The organism is Alcanivorax borkumensis SK2 (genome assembly GCF_000009365.1).
Lineage (GTDB): Bacteria > Pseudomonadota > Gammaproteobacteria > Pseudomonadales > Alcanivoracaceae > Alcanivorax > Alcanivorax borkumensis.
The window spans coordinates 2,799,440-2,816,338 of sequence record NC_008260.1 but is presented as its reverse complement, the minus strand read 5'-3'; the positions used below and the strand labels follow the sequence as shown (position 1 = coordinate 2,816,338).

Here is a 16,899-nt window from a genome sequence, read left to right as displayed (position 1 = left end):
TATTCTTTCAAATGCTGTTCACAATGATTAAGCATACTTGGCTGCGCAGACTATGCCACAGTATGGATTGATCGTCTGGTAGCAGGCCATTCCTGCGCTTCGGGATAGTGAAAGGGAGAGCACAATGAAGTTTGCAGAATACCGCCAGTTTGATGCCATCGGGCTTGCCGAGCTGGTGGCGCGGGGGGAGGTCACGGCAATGGAATTGCTGGAGCTGGCGATTGCCCGTGCCGATGCGGTGAACCCGCAATTAAATGGTTTGATTATTCCATTGTATGACATGGCCCGAAAACGCGCCGCGGGGCCATTGAGCGGACCGTTGGCGGGTGTGCCCATGCTGGTAAAAGATCTTTTTCAGGAAATCGGCGGTGCGCCCAACTATCAGGGCAATAAAGCGCGCAAGGCTCGTGATGTCCATGCGCAAAGAGATTCTACCCTGGTGGCACGCTGGAAACAGGGCGGGCTGGTACCATTCGGCCGCACCAATACCCCGGAGTTTGGCGCCAAGGGCGTTACCGAGCCGGATTCGTTCGGGCCGGCGCGTAATCCCTGGAACGTAGATCACACTCCCGGTGGTTCGTCCGGGGGCTCGGCGGCTATGGTGGCTGCAGGTGTGGTACCGGTGGCCGGCGCTAATGATGGTGGCGGTAGTATCCGGATTCCCGCTGCCTGTTGTGGTCTGTTCGGGCTCAAGCCGGGCCGTGGGCGCACCCCCTGGGGGCCCGAATTCACTGAGGCCATGCATGGAATAGCGGTAAACCACGCGCTGACCCGCAGCGTGCGTGACAGTGCGTTGCTGTTGGATATTACCCAGGGTGACGAGCGCGGTAGTCTGTTTCAGATTGCTCCGCCGGAGCAAGCTTACGCCCTGTCTGCGGCTAGCCGCCCCGGCAAGCTGCGTATCGGTTTTTCTACTCGCTCGCCGCTAGGCACCGATGTGGATTCGGAGGCGATCCGGGCGGTGGAGAAAACCGTGGCGTTGTTACGGGACTTGGGCCACGAAGTGGAAGAGGCTGAGCCACAGATGGACGCCAAACAGATGTGCATGGATTGGCTATCGGTTTGGTTTGGCCAGTGTGCTGCCGAGGTGGATGAGGTGAAAACTATGACCGGTTGCGGTGATGAGGGCTTTGAGCTGGATACCTTGGCCATTGCCGCTTTTGGCCGTGCTACCCCGGCCCATGAATATGTGAAGTGCCAGACCCGTTGGCAGTTATACATGATCGCCATGGATACCTTCTTGGAGCAGTACGATTTCTGGTTGACCCCTACTCTGGCGTCCCCCCCTGTCGGTATCGGCGCTATGGCGACACCGCCGTGGCAGCAGACCGCTCTGAAGGTGTTGCTCAAGGTCGGCGGGGAAAAGCTGTTAATGAAGACCGGCATGATTGAGCAGGTGGCCATAGAGAACTTCAAATACATGCCGTTCACCCAGTTTGCCAATGTCATTGGTGTGCCTGCCATGTCGGTGCCACTGCACTGGTGTGATTCTTCTTCAGGAAACGTGGGCCTGCCGCTGGGTTCCCAGTTTGTTGGTGGCCATGGGGATGAAGGCAAGCTGCTGGCGCTGGCGGCGCAACTGGAAGAGGCGGCTCCGTGGTTCAATAAGGTGCCGATGTAATGCCCTGTCGGAACGTATCGCAAGAGATGGTTCGCAAGGTTCCCGAATGTTGCTCTCCTCGTTGGTCAACAATCAGAGGAAAGCTTACAAACATCACAAAATAAATATTGTTCGCATTTGATAATGGTTATTGTTTAGGGAATGCTCTCCCCCGTTTTGATTGATATGGCAATACGGGGGTAGAGGATGAAGCGGTCTTTGGGAATGCCAATTCTGGTAGGTGTTGTGGCTAACGGCTTAGCTATGCCGGCGGTTGCGCAAGAGAATACGGTCCATGAACTGGGTGCGGTCACGGTAGTTTCTGCCGCTGGTTTCGAGCAGAAAATTACCGATGCCCCAGCCAGTATTTCGGTAATTAGCCAACAGGAACTGCATAGCCGGCCTTTCACCTCCGTGGTGGATGCGGTGCGTGAGCTGGAAGGGGTCGACGTGGGGGAAACCCGTGACAAGACGGGCCAGTCCACTATCTCCATGCGCGGCATGGGGGCGGACTATACGCTAATCCTCATTGATGGCCGCCGGCAAAATAACCACGGCGATATCTACCCCAACAATTTTGGCGGCAACCAGTTTAATCATATGCCGCCGCTAGAAGCCATTGAGCGCATCGAAGTTATCCGTGGGCCGTCGTCCACTCTTTATGGTGCGGATGCCATTGGTGGGGTGATTAATATCATCACCAAAAAAGAGTATGAAAAATGGGGCGGCAGCATCAACGTGAGTCGCACTATTCAGGAATATGACCAGTACGGTGATGCGACCTCAACGGATTTCTCCGTGTCTGGCCCGTTGGGCGATCAGTTTGGCCTGGCGTTGCGAGGCAGTCTCTACGACCAGGATGCATCTAGCCCGGAATACGATCCGGTGACCGATCCTAGTGGGGTACTTCAGGAGCGAGAACTGGGTTTCGGCAGTGGTGGTCGTACTGTAGACAATGAGGACACGGCTCTGGGTTTCACTTTGAGATGGACCCCCACGGATAATCAGCGTATCTCGCTCGATTATGATGATTCCGTGCAAACCTACGACAACTCAGAGAGTCAGTTGGGTACCCATGATAGCGCTGACCGCCTACCTCGGGCGGGCTATGCACAAGACCAGGAGTTCACCCGTGAGCAAATAGCGCTGACTCACGAGGGCGAGTGGGGCTTTGGTTTGAGCAATGTTTCGTTGACCTATTTGTCCACCAATAATGAAGGGCGCACCTTGCCACTAACCGCGGATGAGCGTCAGCAATATGACGATATCGTTGCGACCAATGCGGATTGTGTTGCGGATGCCGGCAGTGACGCCTGCCTTGCCGTGCTAGGCTCCACTTTCTTACCACGCCCGGAGCGGACTTTGGAAAGCAGCGAGCTGCGCCTGGACGGTAAGCTGGACCTGCCCATCAATGATCAGCACTTTGTGGTGGTAGGTACCCAGATTCTTCGCGGTGAGTTGGAAGATGGCGTGTTCGGCCTAGAGAGTGGTGACGCGGGCGAGGTGTTTGAGAATAATTTCTGGGCGCTGTATGCCGAAGATAACTGGACGCCGGTGGAGCCGTTTACGCTGACAGCGGGTGTGCGTTACGACAACCATGAAACCTTTGGCGATCAGATTAGCCCGCGCCTCTATGGTGTTTATACGCTTTCACCAAGCTGGACAGTGAAAGGCGGTGTCAGCACGGGCTATAAGACCCCCAAAACCATTGACTTATACGACGGCATTACCGGCTTTGGCGGGCAGGGCACACGCCCCTGGGTGGGCAACCCGGATTTGGAGCCGGAAACCAGCGTCAATTCTGAAATCGCTCTTTATTGGGAAAGTCCGAACCGACATAGCGCTAACCTGACGGTGTTCCATAACGACTTTAAAGACAAGATTGTTCGCCAAGACAGCGCGTTGTGTTCAGCCACTGGTGGACAAACGCCCTGTGTGGACCTAGGGGACTATGACACGGTGGACGGCATTGTTACCTGGCCAATGAATGTGGATGAAGCGGTGATTCAAGGTGTGGAAGTGGCAGGGCGCTACCAGATCTCTTCCCGCTGGTCATTACGTGCCAATTACACCTATATCGACAGTGAACAGACAAGTGGTGAAGAGAAAGGTTACTCACTTACGGGCACCGCTCGGCATATGTTTAACGGCACGCTGGATTGGCAAACCACCCAGGCGTTTGCCATGTTTCTGACGGTAGAAGGGCGCCAAGATCGCTTCCGGGGCTTTGGCAGTACAGATGCCAGCGGTGGTGAATACTGGAAGAACTATGAGATTTATCACCTTGGTGCCCGTTTGGCGCTCAACAAATCTGTTACCTTGCATGCCCGGATTAACAACCTGCTGGATGAAGACTTTACTTCCTATGATGTGGGCTTCGTGGATGACGGTAGCGGTGGCTATGATGTGGAGTACTACGATGACTACAACAATAAGGATGCCCGTCGTAACTTCTGGGTGGGTCTGCAAGCGACCTTCTAAGTGATGTTCCGAAAACTGGGCTGCACTCAAGTGTCGTCGTGAGATTGAAAATAAAACGGCATGGTGAAGGAATTCGCCATGCCGTTTTACTATTGCGCGACAGCCTCTCTCTTGGAAGCTGGAGACTAATACTCCCGTTACAAAACGGCAGCTGCCTAGGCTGCCGGAGAGCGTGCCAGATAATCTAGGGCCTGTTGAGTATCGCCTTCATTGATTGGGTGAAACCGCGGCGATACCCAACGCAGGGTGGCGTTGAATAAGAAACTAAAGGTGGGCACGTTTTGTGTTTTCTGGCCGACTTGCTGCAGTTGAATGAGGAGCTGAGGAAGCAGCTTGCGAGCTAACTTACGGGTTTCTTTATCTGGGTCTTGACCTGCCAGGCTCCTGCCGCCTTCCGCAATGAAATAAATGAACAAGGGGAATACCAGTGCCATTAATGCCTGGCGGCTGACGTAAAAGCCTAGTTGAGTCTTGCACAGATGTTCAAACAGGTCGTAGGCAACAGTGCGGTGCTCTACTTCTTCGGCCAAGTGCCACTTGAATAGGTCGACCATGGTGGCGTCGCCGTTTTGTTCCCAGCTTTCGTTATCCATGGCCCATTGGCCAAGCACACCAGTGAAGTGCTCGATGGCGGCGATGATGCCAACACGCAATACCAGCCAGTTTTTTTTCAGGGGCTTGCGCTTTAGCAGTGTTAAACCGAAGGGCGCATCTGCCAAAGCCGTTCCAAACAACCATTCCACTTTATTCAGGAAGGGCGCCACACGTAAGCCATGACGCTCAAGATACATCTGCGCTTTGCTGTGGGCACGCGAGTGCACGGCTTCCTGACGAATAAAGCCTTCTACATCTGCTCGAAGTTGATCGTCTTTAATTAAAGGAAGCGCCTGGTTATAAACTCGGCAGAACCACAGCTCACCTTCCGGTAGTAACAAGTGAATACCGTTGATGATATGAGTAGAGAACGGGTCATCGCGCAGCCAATGCAGTGGTGTATCGTCAAAATCGAATTGCACCCGCCGAGCTTTAATTTGATGGCGAACAGCGTTGTTCATGATGTCCGGTCTCCGTGAGAGTGTATAACTGTGTACCGACATAATTACCGTGGGTAGGCACGACCAATTGTACCGGCCAGCCTGCGTCGTGTTTTTTGGATTGATTCGCTTGTGCCCAGCGTTAGCTCGATACAGCTGCATTCCCCATTTTCCGTCATCGCCGATAGTGTAGGCATTCTAAGCGCCTTGGCTGTGAACGGTGGTGGTCATATGGGCTCCCAAAACAGGACGGGGCCGTATCTAGACGACGTCAAGTTGGGAATGTATCAGTGGCCAGTGTAACGGTCAATATGCGCCTTATGACACAAGAATGAATGCTTGGCGGGCAAAGACGCTGGAAGGTGGGCTGGTGCGAAATGAAGGGGTGAGAAAATAGAAACGGCGACCCGTAGGCCGCCGTTAGTAAGGTTGGAGCAGTGGATCAGGGATTAATTACTGATCGTTGCGTTTGGGGCGCTGTCAGGCGCACCTTTTACAGAATGAACCTTGTTTATCTTTACGATGCTACGGCCATCGTCATGGTCCACTTCGCCGGTAAAGGAAAGTCGGGTGCCGGCTTTCAGCGGACGTTCTGCAGTGAGATCTTCATCTAACTCGATCTCGACTTGGCCTTTGATGTCGCGCAGCAAATAACGCTCATCACCGAGTGCCTGAACTACTTCACCTTCCATGCGCACCTCAGTACCTTCCTTGATGCCCTGAGTGATCGCTGCGCTGTCAGTGGTAATGGTCTCGCCAGCGGTAACGGTGGCGGTAGCACCCAATAGTATTGATGCAAGAATCAATTTCTTCATGAATCATCCTCCTTGGTAGATGTCTCACTAAGTTAGTGGCGGATAAGGGGGGATCGTTCCCGGTGTTTGTAAAAGTTCAGTTAAAGCATGCTATGGGTGGGGGGGGGGGGTAAGCTGTCACACAGGGGTGGGGGAGGATCATAAGGAGGCAGCACGCCGTGGACGGTCTCTTCAGCTGTTCTTGTTCACTTTGCAGTATGGAGACCGGCCTGGCCATCAGGCCCCGTTGGCTTGGGGAAGCGGGGGCCACCAGTCGCTAACGGCGCCGTTTTCCCATACCGCCAAGTCTCCGAATTGCAGCAATACAAATTCGCTTTGTGTGGGGCGGAGGAATAATTGATCGTCGACCTGTAGTGCGGTGTCTTCGCTGGCGTTGTACATCATCTGGTTACTGCTGGCGCCGTATAGCGGGTTGGCCTGGATGCCAGGCGGAGAGATCGGCTCGGCTTTCCAGTAACCCCCGTAAATAAAAGGGTAACCGGAAAATCTGGTTGATCTCTAGGTATTGTGGGGAGGTCGCAATCCCTCATCTCAACGGATTTATTGGTTGATGTGCCCCAATACGATTAAGGTGTCTGTCAAGTTGGGAAATGACGATTTCCTGGATTGATGGATGCGGATTTAATGATGGCTGGGACGTTTGCATATTCCGGCAAACGTGGCACCACCCTAGGGCGCTTTATAGATCAGAGAATATACACGTCAACTATCAAACATTTGTGATCGTTCAGGATAGTTGTTATATTGCACCCTCTTTGGGGAGTAGCCTGCTTCCGAAACTCGGAAGAGTTCGTGTCAACATAATTGGCCAGATGCCATGGTGCGAACACCTCTCGGTTGGCGAGACCATCGATATATCCATGCCTAAGGTCGGGCGTGTGGATATATCGTGGACTCGATATGCCCGACCGGAGTCAGTTAGATGAACCCAATAGCCCTTCTTTTGCTTGCCTTTGCCATGTCCACAGATGCTTTCGCTGCTGCGATTGGTAAAGGCGCAATCCTTAAAAAACCACGCCTCACTGAAGCTTTCAGAATAGGAATCATCTTTGGTTCTATCGAAGCAATTACGCCGCTTGTAGGCTGGCTAATTGGAAAATCAGCAGCAAGCTATGTGGAGGCCTGGGATCACTGGATTGCTTTTTCACTCCTGACGGTCCTGGGTCTTCACATGATTTATGAGGGTACAAGGCCTGATGGGGGTAGTGAGGAGCATAAGGCCCAAAAAATGTCTTTGCTCCGGACCTGTCTAACGGCATTTAGTACCAGTATTGATGCTATGGCGGTGGGTGTTAGTCTGGCCTTCATCAATGTCAACATATGGATAGCTTCAGCTTTGATTGGGCTTGCAACGACCCTCATGGTGACTATTGGCATAATGCTAGGGCGTGCTATAGGGTCGGTCATGGGACACAGAGCAGAAATTTTTGGCGGACTAACGCTGATTGCAGTGGGCGCATGGATTTTATACGGTCAACTGTAAGTTTTTTTTCGAGGCTCCACAATGGGCTGGAGCCACGAAATCTCTTTATCCGGCGTTGGTTTCCCTCGTTTCATTAATACAACGCTGGGGCTCGACAGTAACGTGTACTAATGACGGGCACCTAGCCTGAATGCGTTGCCTATAAACGGCAGGCGAATCAGGAGCATGCGAAACGATCGAGACAATGGCGGCGTGAATATTTGGTCCAATGGCCCAGAGGTGCAGATCGCTAATTCGGGCATCGCCATTCTCGATGGATTGCCTGACGTCGTGCTCCAAGTCGCTGCGCTGTTTATCAAGCAGCACGCAGGAAGTGTCCTTCAATAGATGCCATGACCAGCGGGTAATAAGTAACGCACCGACGATACCCATGATTGGGTCCATCCAGTTCCAGCCCGCATACTTTCCGGCCAGCAAGGCAGCAATCGCCAATACCGAAGTTAAGGCATCGGCGAGTACGTGGAAGTAGGCCGCTCGACGGTTATGATCATGGTGCCCATGCCCATGCCCATGCCCATGCCCATGGTCGTGGTCTTCCCCGCCCAGGATCCAGGCCGATACTCCATTGACGATCAAGCCGATGATGGCGACAAAAATGGCTCCATTGAACGAAATTTCGACCGGATGAATGAAACGGTCGATGCTTTCAATGACCATATACAGGGCGAAGCCTGCCAGTAGGACCGCGCCGGTGAACCCGCCCAGCGCATTGACCTTCCCGGTGCCAAATGAAAACTGTGTATTGCCTGCGTTGCGGCGAGCGTATGCATAGGCGAAGGCTGCAATACCGAGAGCGACAGCATGAGAGCCCATATGAAGGCCGTCGGCCAGGAGGGCCATCGAGCCATAAATAATGCCTGCCAGAATTTCCCACACCATCATTACGACAGTTAGAGCGACGACGATCAGTGAGCGTATTTCACCGGATTTTTTACGATCTTGACCAAAAACATGATTGTGTTGCCATTCTTCGAGCCTGTGACCATGCATACTGTAATACTCCGAGTTGATAAAAATTATGGTCAGCAAGGCCAATGAAAGTGGTGGCGATTGATGGCGTAGTCCTGCTAACAGATCCGGTTCCGCAAGAACTTCAGGGGAGCGGATATTAAATCACTGCCAAAGTTCGCCTCTTACAGCTAGGGTACCCACGCTGTAGCTCGTGATGTTCTACTTGAGGTAGGACTTGATGACCTGCAGCACCGCTTCCAAGTCTTGTTGCCGCTGCTCCAACTCGGGTTCCCTGACGACGTGATCAGTCAAGTGCCCCTCAATGATGGCTGCCATCAGTCCATTCACCGCCCCACGAATCGCGGCGATCTGTTGCAGCACGGCCGTGCAGTCGCCCTCCTCGTCAAGCTGCCTTTCCAGTGCGGCCGTCTGCCCCTGAATGCGCCGAACGCGGGTTAATAGCTTCGCTTTGTCTTTGATCGTGTGCATGCAGTCGTCTCTTTAGTGGCCCAAAAACTATACTGGAGGGTAGTATATAAATACTAGGGGGTAGTATGCTTGTTTGCAAGAGAGGAGAGGTAGGTGAAGCTCACCAACGTGACACTCGCCAGCCGTAAGGAGCACGCCGCATGACCGAAATGCCCGACAACATCCTGCACCTGCCTGAGTACCAGGTGCTGGGCTGCAAATCCACCGACGACGAAATGCACTTCCAGGTGGACGCGCCCGATCCCATCGCCTGCGAGGAATGCGGCGTGCAGGGTGAGTTCGTGCGGTTCGGCAAGCGTGATGTTCCCTATCGTGATCTGCCCATCCACGGCAAGCGGGTCACCCTCTGGGTGGTCCGCCGCCGGTATACCTGCCGGGCCTGCAAGACCACATTCAGGCCCCAGCTACCGGAGATGGTGGACGGCTTCCGCATGACGCTGCGGCTGCATGAATACGTGGAGAAGGAATCCTTCAACCACCCCTACACCTTCGTGGCGGCACAGACCGGCCTGGACGAGAAGACGGTACGCGACATCTTCAACGCCCGCGCCGAGTTCCTGGGGCGCTGGCACCGCTTCGAGACGCCCCGAATTCTGGGCATCGACGAGCTGTACCTGAACAAGCGTTACCGTTGCATTCTGACCAACATCGAGGAGCGAACCCTGCTTGACCTGCTGGCCACACGCCGTCAGGACGTGGTGACCAACTACCTGATGAAGCTGAAAGACCTACAGAAGGTCGAGATCGTCAGCATGGACATGTGGAACCCTTACCGGACGGCGGTCAAGACTGTGCTGTCACAGGCCCGCATCGTGGTCGATAAATTCCATTTGGTGCGTATGGCCAACGATGCCCTGGAGAAGGTGCGCAAGGGCCTCAGAAAGGAGCTAAAACCTTCCCAAAGCCGAACCCTCAAGGGAGACCGGAAAATCCTGCTGAAACGCGCTCACGAAGTCTCAGACCGGGAGCGCCTCATCATGGAGACCTGGACAGGCGCATTCCCGCAACTGCTGGCCGCCTACGAGCACAAGGAACGCTTTTACGGCATCTGGGACGCCACTACACGGCCCCAGGCAGAAGCCGCCCTGGACGACTGGATAGCCACCATCCCGAAGGGCCAGAAGGAAGTCTGGAGTGATTTGGTCAGGGCGGTGGGCAACTGGCACGAAGAGATCATGACCTACTTCGAGACGGACATGCCCGTCACCAACGCTTACACGGAGTCCATCAACCGACTGGCCAAGGACAAGAACCGTGAAGGGCGTGGTTACTCGTTCGAGGTGATGCGGGCACGAATGCTCTACACCACGAAGCACAAGAAGAAGGCTCCGACTGCGAAGGTCTCTCCGTTCTACAAGAAAACCATCGGTTACGGACTGCCGGACTTTGCAGAGGAACTCAACTACGGGGTCGATCTATCAACCATCTGAGGGTGGTATCAGGTTGGTGGGGTGAAGGTGCCCCATCAACCATTAAATCCGTATACCCCCTTTTTCATTCCGGCGAAACGGAGCCGACACTATACGATGCCGATTCGGAAAACGGGATGACCGGATCGTACCCACAGGTGACGGGGAACCGATTGTCTTGACGGCGGTCTATGGGTATCGCAAGGTTGCGACTCTTCCCTCGTTAGCGGGCATCCCATGAAAGCACTGGTCTACACATTGCTGCTTGTCATCAGTACTCATGTACTGGTGCTGGATGCCATGCATCACCAGCACGATGGTGGCGCAGCTGCCTCGCTGGAACAGGTCCAGCAGGATCTGGTCAGTGCGGATGTGCTGGACAAAGGCGGCGACCATTGCTGTCAATGCCATGGTTTCATGGCCTCCACCGATTGTGAGCCGCTGCGCCTGGCCCCGCCCTCTGCAGGTCAAATGGCGTTGCGCCCCTTCCTGCCGGATGCCCCGGCCGATAACCCTTTCCGTCCTCCTATAGCCTGATCGTTTCTTCGTTTCCCCGACTTTGTTGCCTTGTCCATCGGTGAATGTGCGCCGTGGCGAGCGTCGGCATTGTTCTTGACGTAACGTTTTGAGACATCAGGAGTTTCCCCATGGGAATCCAGACCCCAGTGCGCATGGCCGCACTGTTACTGGCCGTGTGCGCGTATGCCAGCGCGTCGGCCGATTCTTCTTCCTCGCCCGCGCAGTGGGCGCAATGGGTGCAGCGCCAGGTCAGCCAGCTACCGGCCAGCCGGGCCATCCAGGCGGAGCAGGAACGGTTGCTGGCGCAAAGCCGGGCTTTATCGCAGCCGCTTTATAACCCTTCATTGAATATCGACTACGAAGACAGCCTCGATATCACCCAGACCGTGGGCCTCAGCCAGACGCTGGACTGGTCCGGCAAGGCCCGCGCCCGCCGTGATGCCGTGGCCGTACGGGATCAGCTGGCGCAGCTGCGTGGCGACAAGGCCCGCGCCCGCCTGCTGGCGGACAGCCTCAATGCGCTGGTGGCCCATGCCGCCGCCCGCGAGCAATTGGCGGCCGCCCGTGAGCAGGAACAGCAGCTGCGCGATCTCACCGACCTGATTCGCCGCCGCGAACAGGCGGGGGATGTGGGGCAGGTGGATGCGCAATTGGCCTACCTGTCACTGGGGCAGGCCCAGCAGGCCCTGGCGGATGCGGAAAGTGCCGCCACCCGTGCTGCCACCACATTGCGCCAGCAACTGGCCAGCCAACAACCCGCGGTGGCCTTGCCGGCGGCGGACCGTTGGCAGGCCCCGTCACTCACCCATGGTGTCGTGCAACGGCTCCCCACCAGCTTCGATTTGCAGTTGGCCGAGCAGCAACTGGCGCTGGCTGAGCGAGGGGTATCGGTGGCAGACAAACAACGCAACACCGACCCGACCCTGGGCCTGCGCGTGGGCCAGGAAGGTGGCGAAAATTTGTGGGGCGTGGATTTCAGCCTGCCATTGAAGTTCTTCAATACCGGCAAGCCAGGCTATGAAGCTGCCCTGGCGGACAGTGAAGAGCGGCGTGCACTGCTGGAGAAAACCCGCAACGACATTCAGGCCCGGCTGGACGGAGCGTTGAGCGATTACCAGCAGCGGCGCGAGCGCTGGGAAACCTGGCAACAACTCACCGGCGATAGCCTGGCGCGCAGCGACACCTTGCTCAAGCGCGTCTGGCAGCAGGGCGAACTCACCACCCAGAACTATCTGCAGGCCTTGAATCAGCGGCTCGATACCCGGCTGGCTGGCATCGCCCTGCGCGATGCCATGCAGCAGGCCTGGGTGCAGTGGCTCTATGAAAGCGCCCAGCTCAACGACTGGCTGAACCAGTTGGCCAACGAATGATTGTTCTGTAGGAACCGAGCTTGCGAGGTAACAGCCGCAGGGTGAGCGAAGCGAATAACACCGCTTGAAACGAGAAATTAAGCGAAAAATTACTGTAGGAGTGCCACTTGAGGCGCGAATGGTTTCTGCGACACGCGGTGCCAACTTCTTCGCGCCCTGAACGGCGCTCCTACAAAAAATGGAAAATTTTTTATGAAACCGAAAATGACATTTCAAAAGACGCCTCTGGCCATCTTCTTGCTGGCAACCCTGGCGAACCCGGGCTGGGCGGATGAAAATCATGACCATGCCCACAACGAAAGCAACGAAGCCGAACAGCATGCACAACAGGCTGCTCCGGATAATAGCGGTGACCATGATGAGCACGCTCATGGGAAGGAGGTTGGGAGCGCAGCGTCCCATAGTGAAGAAGCGGCACTGGAGCTGACCGCAGAACAACAAAAGACGCTTAACCTGCAGGTCATTACCCTGCAGCCTGATGCCGACGCTACCCGGACCCTGACCGTGCCGGCGGAAATTATCAGCAACCAGTACCGCACCTGGGTGGTGCCGGTGCGTATCGATTCCCAGGTGCAGTCTCGCAGTGCCACGCTTGGCCAGCACATGGAAAAAGGGGATGCCATTGCCACCCTGTTCAGCCCGGCCATGGCGCAGTTACAAAGTGATCTGCAAGTGGCAGCGGACGGCTGGCGGCGGGTTAAAAACCTCGGCCGGCGTACCGTGGGCAACCAGCGCTATCTGGACGCGCAAAGTCAGTACCAGTCCCTGCGAGCCCGGGCCAAGGGTTATGGCCTCAGTAACAGCGCCATCGCTGATATCGAAGCCGGAAAAAATGAAAAAGGGGTTTATACCCTCACAGCGCCGGACGATGGCCTGGTGCTGGAAGATGCCTTCCAGCAAGGGCAATGGTTAACCGCGGGCAGCGCCCTGGTCACGCTGGTGGATGAATCCGAACTGTGGGCCGAAGCCGCCCTGCCGCCGAGCCCCGGTTTGCAGATCAGCACCGGCACCCCGGCCCGCGTCATCGTGGGTGGCACATCCGTGGACGGCAAGGTGATCCAGTCTGGCCATCGCCTCAATCCCGTCACCCGTACCCTTGCGGTGCGAGTGGCGATTCCCAATGCGGGCCATCTGTTGCACCCCGGCATGTTTGCCGATGTGGCACTGGCGTTGGCGGCACCGGAGAACACCCTCACCGTGCCGGAAGAGGCGCTCACCCGTAGCGCCGATGGCGATTGGCAACTGTTCGTGGAAGAAGAGCCTGGCCACTACAAACCCGTGGAAATCCAACTCAATGGCCAGCTGGAAAACCGCCGCATCGTTACGGGTCTTGAACCGGGTACGCGCGTGGTCACTCGCGGGGCGTTTTTTCTGGCCAGTGAAATGGCCAAGTCCGGTTTCGATATTCACAATCACTGAGGATCACCGTCATGTTTAATCGACTTGTCGATTGGGCGGTGAACAACCGCCTCATTGTGTTGCTGTTACTGGTCATCACCATTGGCGTGATCGGCTGGCAATTGCCCAACCTGAAACTGGATGCCTTCCCGGACGTGACCAACGTCCAGGTACAGGTGAACACCGAAGCCGAAGGCCTGGCAGCGGAAGAAGTGGAGCAGCTGATCACCTATCCCATCGAGGCAGTGATGTATGCATTGCCGCAGGTGGCCGAGGTGCGTTCCATCTCCAAGACCGGCCTGTCCATCGTCACCGTGGTGTTCGAGGAAGGCACCGATATCTATTTCGCCCGCCAGCTGGTGTTCGAGCGATTGCAGGCCGCACGGGAAGATATTCCCGACGGCGTCGGCACCCCGGAAATGGGCCCCAACACCTCCGGCCTGGGTCAGGTGTATCAATACCTGCTCACCGCCGAGCCGGGCTCCAATGTGGATGCCATGCAACTGCGCAGCCTCAACGACTGGGTGGTGAAACTGCTACTCATGCCCGTGGGCGGCGTCACCGATGTGCTCAGCTATGGCGGTGAAGTGCGCCAGTATCAGGTCAACGTGAACCCTACCCGTTTGCTGGCCTACGACCTGAGCCTGCAACAGGTCATGGATGCCATCGCCGCCAATAACCGCAACGCCGGCGGCTGGTATCTGGATCGCGGTGCCGAGCAATTGGTCATCCGCGGCATGGGCTGGGTCGGCAGCGGCGAGCAAGGGCTCGGTGACATTGCCGCCATTCCCCTCAAGGAAGTGGACGGCACCCAGGTGCGCGTCAGTGATGTGGCCAAGGTGGAGTTCGGCGGCGAAATTCGACAGGGCGCCCTCACCATGACCCGCCGTGATGCCAGCGGCGAACCGGAAGCCCTCGGCGAAGTGGTAGCCGGCATCGTGCTCAAACGCATGGGCGCCAATACAAAGGCCACCATCGATGGCATCAAGGAACGCGAAGCGCGCATCCAGCAGGCCCTGCCGGACGGTGTGCAGTTTGAGGTGTTCTACGACCAGGCAGATCTGGTGGAAAAAGCCGTCAGCACAGTGGTCACCGCCTTGCTGCTGGCCTTCGTCTTTATCGTCATCGTGCTGGCCCTGTTCCTGATGAACCTGCGTGCCACGGCCTTGGTTTTGCTGTCCATTCCGCTTTCCATTGGCCTGGCCTTGTTGGCGATGGCCAGCCTGGGCATGTCCGCCAACCTGATGTCGCTGGGTGGCCTGGCCGTGGCCATCGGCATGCTGGTGGATGGCTCCGTGGTGATGGTGGAAAACATCTTTAAACACCTGAGCCAGAAAGAGGGCGGTCACGATCAACAAGGCGGCATCGCCTTGAGGGTAAAAGACGCAGCCCAGGAAGTGGCGCGGCCGGTGTTCTTCGCCGCCAGCATTATCCTGGTGGTGTTCCTGCCCCTGTTCGCCTTCGAGGGGGTGGAAGCCAAGATGTTCGTGCCCATGGCCATCAGCATCATGCTCGCCATGACCGCCGCCGTACTGGTGGCGCTGATCGTGGTGCCGGCACTGGCCGGGTTCCTGTTCCGCAATGGCGTGGAAGAAAAGCCCAACAAGCTGATGCGCTGGCTGGAAGCCCGCTATCGCACCCTGCTGGGCAAAGCCATGCAGGCCCGTAAAGTGGTGGTCGGTGGCGCGGTGGGTTTGTTTGCCCTGGCACTGGCAACCACGCCGTTTATTGGCACTGAATTTGTGCCGGTGCTGGAAGAGGGGACGTTGGCGTTACGCGTAACGCTGGCCCCATCCTCCAGCCTCGATACTGCGTTGGACGTGGGGCAAAAACTGGAGAAGGAAATCATGACCTTCCCGGAAGTCACCTACGCGCTTAGCCGGGTAGGGCGTGCCGAAATCGGTGGCGACCCGGAACCGGTGAGCAACGTGGAAATCTATATCGGTCTCAAGCCTGTAGATGAATGGGAGAGCGCCAGCAATCGCCTGGAGCTACAGGAAAAAATTCAGCAGAAACTGGAAAAACATCCCGGCCTGCTACTCAACTTTTCCCAGCCCATCGCCATGCGCGTGGACGAATTACTTTCTGGTGTAAAAGCCCAGCTCGCCATCAAACTGTTTGGCCCGGATCTCGACGTGCTGCAGGAAAAAGGCGAAGCCATCACCCAGGCCGTCAAGGAAGTCGACGGCGCCACCGACGTGCAACTGGAACAGATCGCCGGTGAAGCCCAACTGGTCGTCACTCCGGACCGCAACGCCCTCAGCCGCTATGGATTGAGCGTGGATCAGGTCATGGATCTGGTCAGCAATGGCCTGGGCGGCGGCAGCGCCGGGCAGGTGATCAATGGCAACGAGCGCTACGACATCTACGTGCGCCTGGAGCAGAACGCCCGCAAGGACGCCGAAGCCATTCGCAACCTGCGCCTCAAAGCCGCCGACGGTGCCTGGGTGCGGCTCATGGATGTGGCGGACGTCTCCCTGGTCTCCGGCCCGCCCCAGATCAGCCGCGACGACGTGCAACGCCGCGTGGTTATCCAGGCCAATGTGGCCGGTCGTGACATGGGCTCAGTGGTGGCCGACATCCAGCAGGCCATCGACAGCGAAGTCGACCTGCCCGCCGGCTACAGCGTGGACATCGGCGGCCAGTACGAAAACCAGCAGCGCGCCCAGCAACGTCTGGCCATGGTGGTACCCGTGGCTGTGGGCCTGATTGCCCTGCTGCTCTACTTCGCCTTCGGCTCCGTGGCCCAGGCTGCTCTCATTCTGGTCAACGTCCCCCTGGCCCTCATCGGCGGCATCCTCGCATTAGCCCTCAGCGGCCAGTACCTGTCCGTGCCTAGCTCCGTGGGCTTTATCACCCTGTTCGGCGTGGCGGTGCTCAATGGGGTAGTCATGGTGGAAGCCATCAATCACCGCCTGCGCGATGGCGAAGCACTGGAGACGGCGATCTTTGAAGGCGCGGTGTCACGCCTGCGACCGGTACTGATGACCGCGCTCACTTCCATGCTGGGGCTGATTCCCATGTTGCTGGCGACGGGAGTAGGCAGTGAGGTGCAGCGGCCACTGGCGGTGGTGATTGTGGGTGGGTTGGTGTCGGCCACGGCGTTGACCTTGTTGGTGTTGCCGAGTCTTTATGGGGTGTTTTCTAGGGAGGAAGTCGCCGAATTACGCTGATAATGCGGGCTCCCCGGCTTTTAAGGCCGGGGAATTCTTCCCGTTTTTCACCAGCGCGCAAGTTGAATATGTAGGATATGGCTTACAGATTTTTGTAAGTTGCTGAGATAAAGTGATTTTTCAGAGAAGCAGATGCAAGAAAAGTCCGAGTAAAAATTGGGTATCCGGAATATCTGG

At 56.6% G+C, this 16,899-nt stretch carries 13 protein-coding genes and 1 riboswitch; of the genes, 8 read left to right on the top strand and 5 right to left on the bottom strand.

Going from position 1 to position 16,899, the window contains the following annotated elements:
* Window positions 1-124 precede the first annotated feature (124 nt).
* Together ABO_RS12690 and ABO_RS12685 are read left to right on the top strand one after the other, a co-directional pair.
* The gene (locus tag ABO_RS12690) at window positions 125-1,621 is read left to right on the top strand and encodes an amidase (protein WP_011589754.1); all 1,497 of its coding nucleotides are present in this window, start codon (window positions 125-127) and stop codon (window positions 1,619-1,621) included.
* Between the two features lie 204 nt (window positions 1,622-1,825).
* Complete coding sequence (locus tag ABO_RS12685) at window positions 1,826-4,081, top strand: TonB-dependent receptor domain-containing protein (protein ID WP_198407800.1); 2,256 nt, start codon at window positions 1,826-1,828, stop codon at window positions 4,079-4,081.
* 155 nt (window positions 4,082-4,236) lie between these two features.
* Here ABO_RS12685 and ABO_RS12680 read toward each other — a convergent pair whose 3' ends face one another.
* The 3 genes from ABO_RS12680 to ABO_RS14475 form a co-directional block, all read right to left on the bottom strand.
* Window positions 4,237-5,136 carry a metal-dependent hydrolase gene (locus ABO_RS12680; RefSeq protein WP_011589752.1) on the bottom strand — a complete coding sequence of 300 codons (900 nt, stop codon included), beginning with the start codon at window positions 5,134-5,136 and terminating at the stop codon, window positions 4,237-4,239.
* A gap of 428 nt (window positions 5,137-5,564) precedes the next feature.
* Window positions 5,565-5,930 carry a NirD/YgiW/YdeI family stress tolerance protein gene (locus tag ABO_RS12675; RefSeq protein ID WP_011589751.1) on the bottom strand — a complete coding sequence of 122 codons (366 nt, stop codon included), beginning with the start codon at window positions 5,928-5,930 and terminating at the stop codon, window positions 5,565-5,567.
* 216 nt (window positions 5,931-6,146) lie between these two features.
* Window positions 6,147-6,314 carry a hypothetical protein gene (locus ABO_RS14475; protein WP_158299166.1) on the bottom strand — a complete coding sequence of 56 codons (168 nt, stop codon included), beginning with the start codon at window positions 6,312-6,314 and terminating at the stop codon, window positions 6,147-6,149.
* Window positions 6,315-6,675: 361 nt separating this feature from the next.
* A riboswitch (yybP-ykoY riboswitch) is annotated at window positions 6,676-6,844 on the top strand.
* An 8-nt stretch (window positions 6,845-6,852) separates the two neighbouring features.
* Here ABO_RS14475 and ABO_RS12670 point away from each other — a divergent pair.
* Window positions 6,853-7,413, top strand: coding sequence for a manganese efflux pump MntP (locus tag ABO_RS12670; protein ID WP_011589750.1), 561 nt, complete (start codon window positions 6,853-6,855; stop codon window positions 7,411-7,413).
* A gap of 45 nt (window positions 7,414-7,458) precedes the next feature.
* Here ABO_RS12670 and dmeF read toward each other — a convergent pair whose 3' ends face one another.
* Together dmeF and ABO_RS12660 are read right to left on the bottom strand one after the other, a co-directional pair.
* On the bottom strand, window positions 7,459-8,403 hold the full coding sequence (gene dmeF / locus ABO_RS12665) for a CDF family Co(II)/Ni(II) efflux transporter DmeF (RefSeq protein ID WP_011589749.1): 945 nt from the start codon (window positions 8,401-8,403) through the stop codon (window positions 7,459-7,461).
* Window positions 8,404-8,583: 180 nt separating this feature from the next.
* The gene (locus ABO_RS12660) at window positions 8,584-8,853 is read right to left on the bottom strand and encodes a metal/formaldehyde-sensitive transcriptional repressor (RefSeq protein ID WP_011589742.1); all 270 of its coding nucleotides are present in this window, start codon (window positions 8,851-8,853) and stop codon (window positions 8,584-8,586) included.
* Window positions 8,854-8,993: 140 nt separating this feature from the next.
* On the opposite strand from ABO_RS12660, the gene ABO_RS12655 reads away from it, so the two are divergent.
* The 5 genes from ABO_RS12655 (at window position 8,994) to ABO_RS12635 (ending at window position 16,722) form a co-directional block, all read left to right on the top strand.
* Window positions 8,994-10,283, top strand: a complete 1,290-nt coding sequence (locus tag ABO_RS12655; protein WP_011589748.1) for an ISL3 family transposase — start codon at window positions 8,994-8,996, stop codon at window positions 10,281-10,283.
* 216 nt (window positions 10,284-10,499) lie between these two features.
* Window positions 10,500-10,799, top strand: a complete 300-nt coding sequence (locus ABO_RS12650) for a hypothetical protein (RefSeq protein ID WP_011589747.1) — start codon at window positions 10,500-10,502, stop codon at window positions 10,797-10,799.
* 110 nt (window positions 10,800-10,909) lie between these two features.
* Window positions 10,910-12,151 carry a TolC family protein gene (locus tag ABO_RS12645; RefSeq protein WP_011589746.1) on the top strand — a complete coding sequence of 414 codons (1,242 nt, stop codon included), beginning with the start codon at window positions 10,910-10,912 and terminating at the stop codon, window positions 12,149-12,151.
* A 204-nt stretch (window positions 12,152-12,355) separates the two neighbouring features.
* Window positions 12,356-13,570 carry an efflux RND transporter periplasmic adaptor subunit gene (locus ABO_RS12640; protein WP_231880499.1) on the top strand — a complete coding sequence of 405 codons (1,215 nt, stop codon included), beginning with the start codon at window positions 12,356-12,358 and terminating at the stop codon, window positions 13,568-13,570.
* An 11-nt stretch (window positions 13,571-13,581) separates the two neighbouring features.
* Window positions 13,582-16,722, top strand: a complete 3,141-nt coding sequence (locus ABO_RS12635) for an efflux RND transporter permease subunit (RefSeq protein ID WP_011589744.1) — start codon at window positions 13,582-13,584, stop codon at window positions 16,720-16,722.
* The last annotated feature ends 177 nt before the right edge of the window (window positions 16,723-16,899 follow it).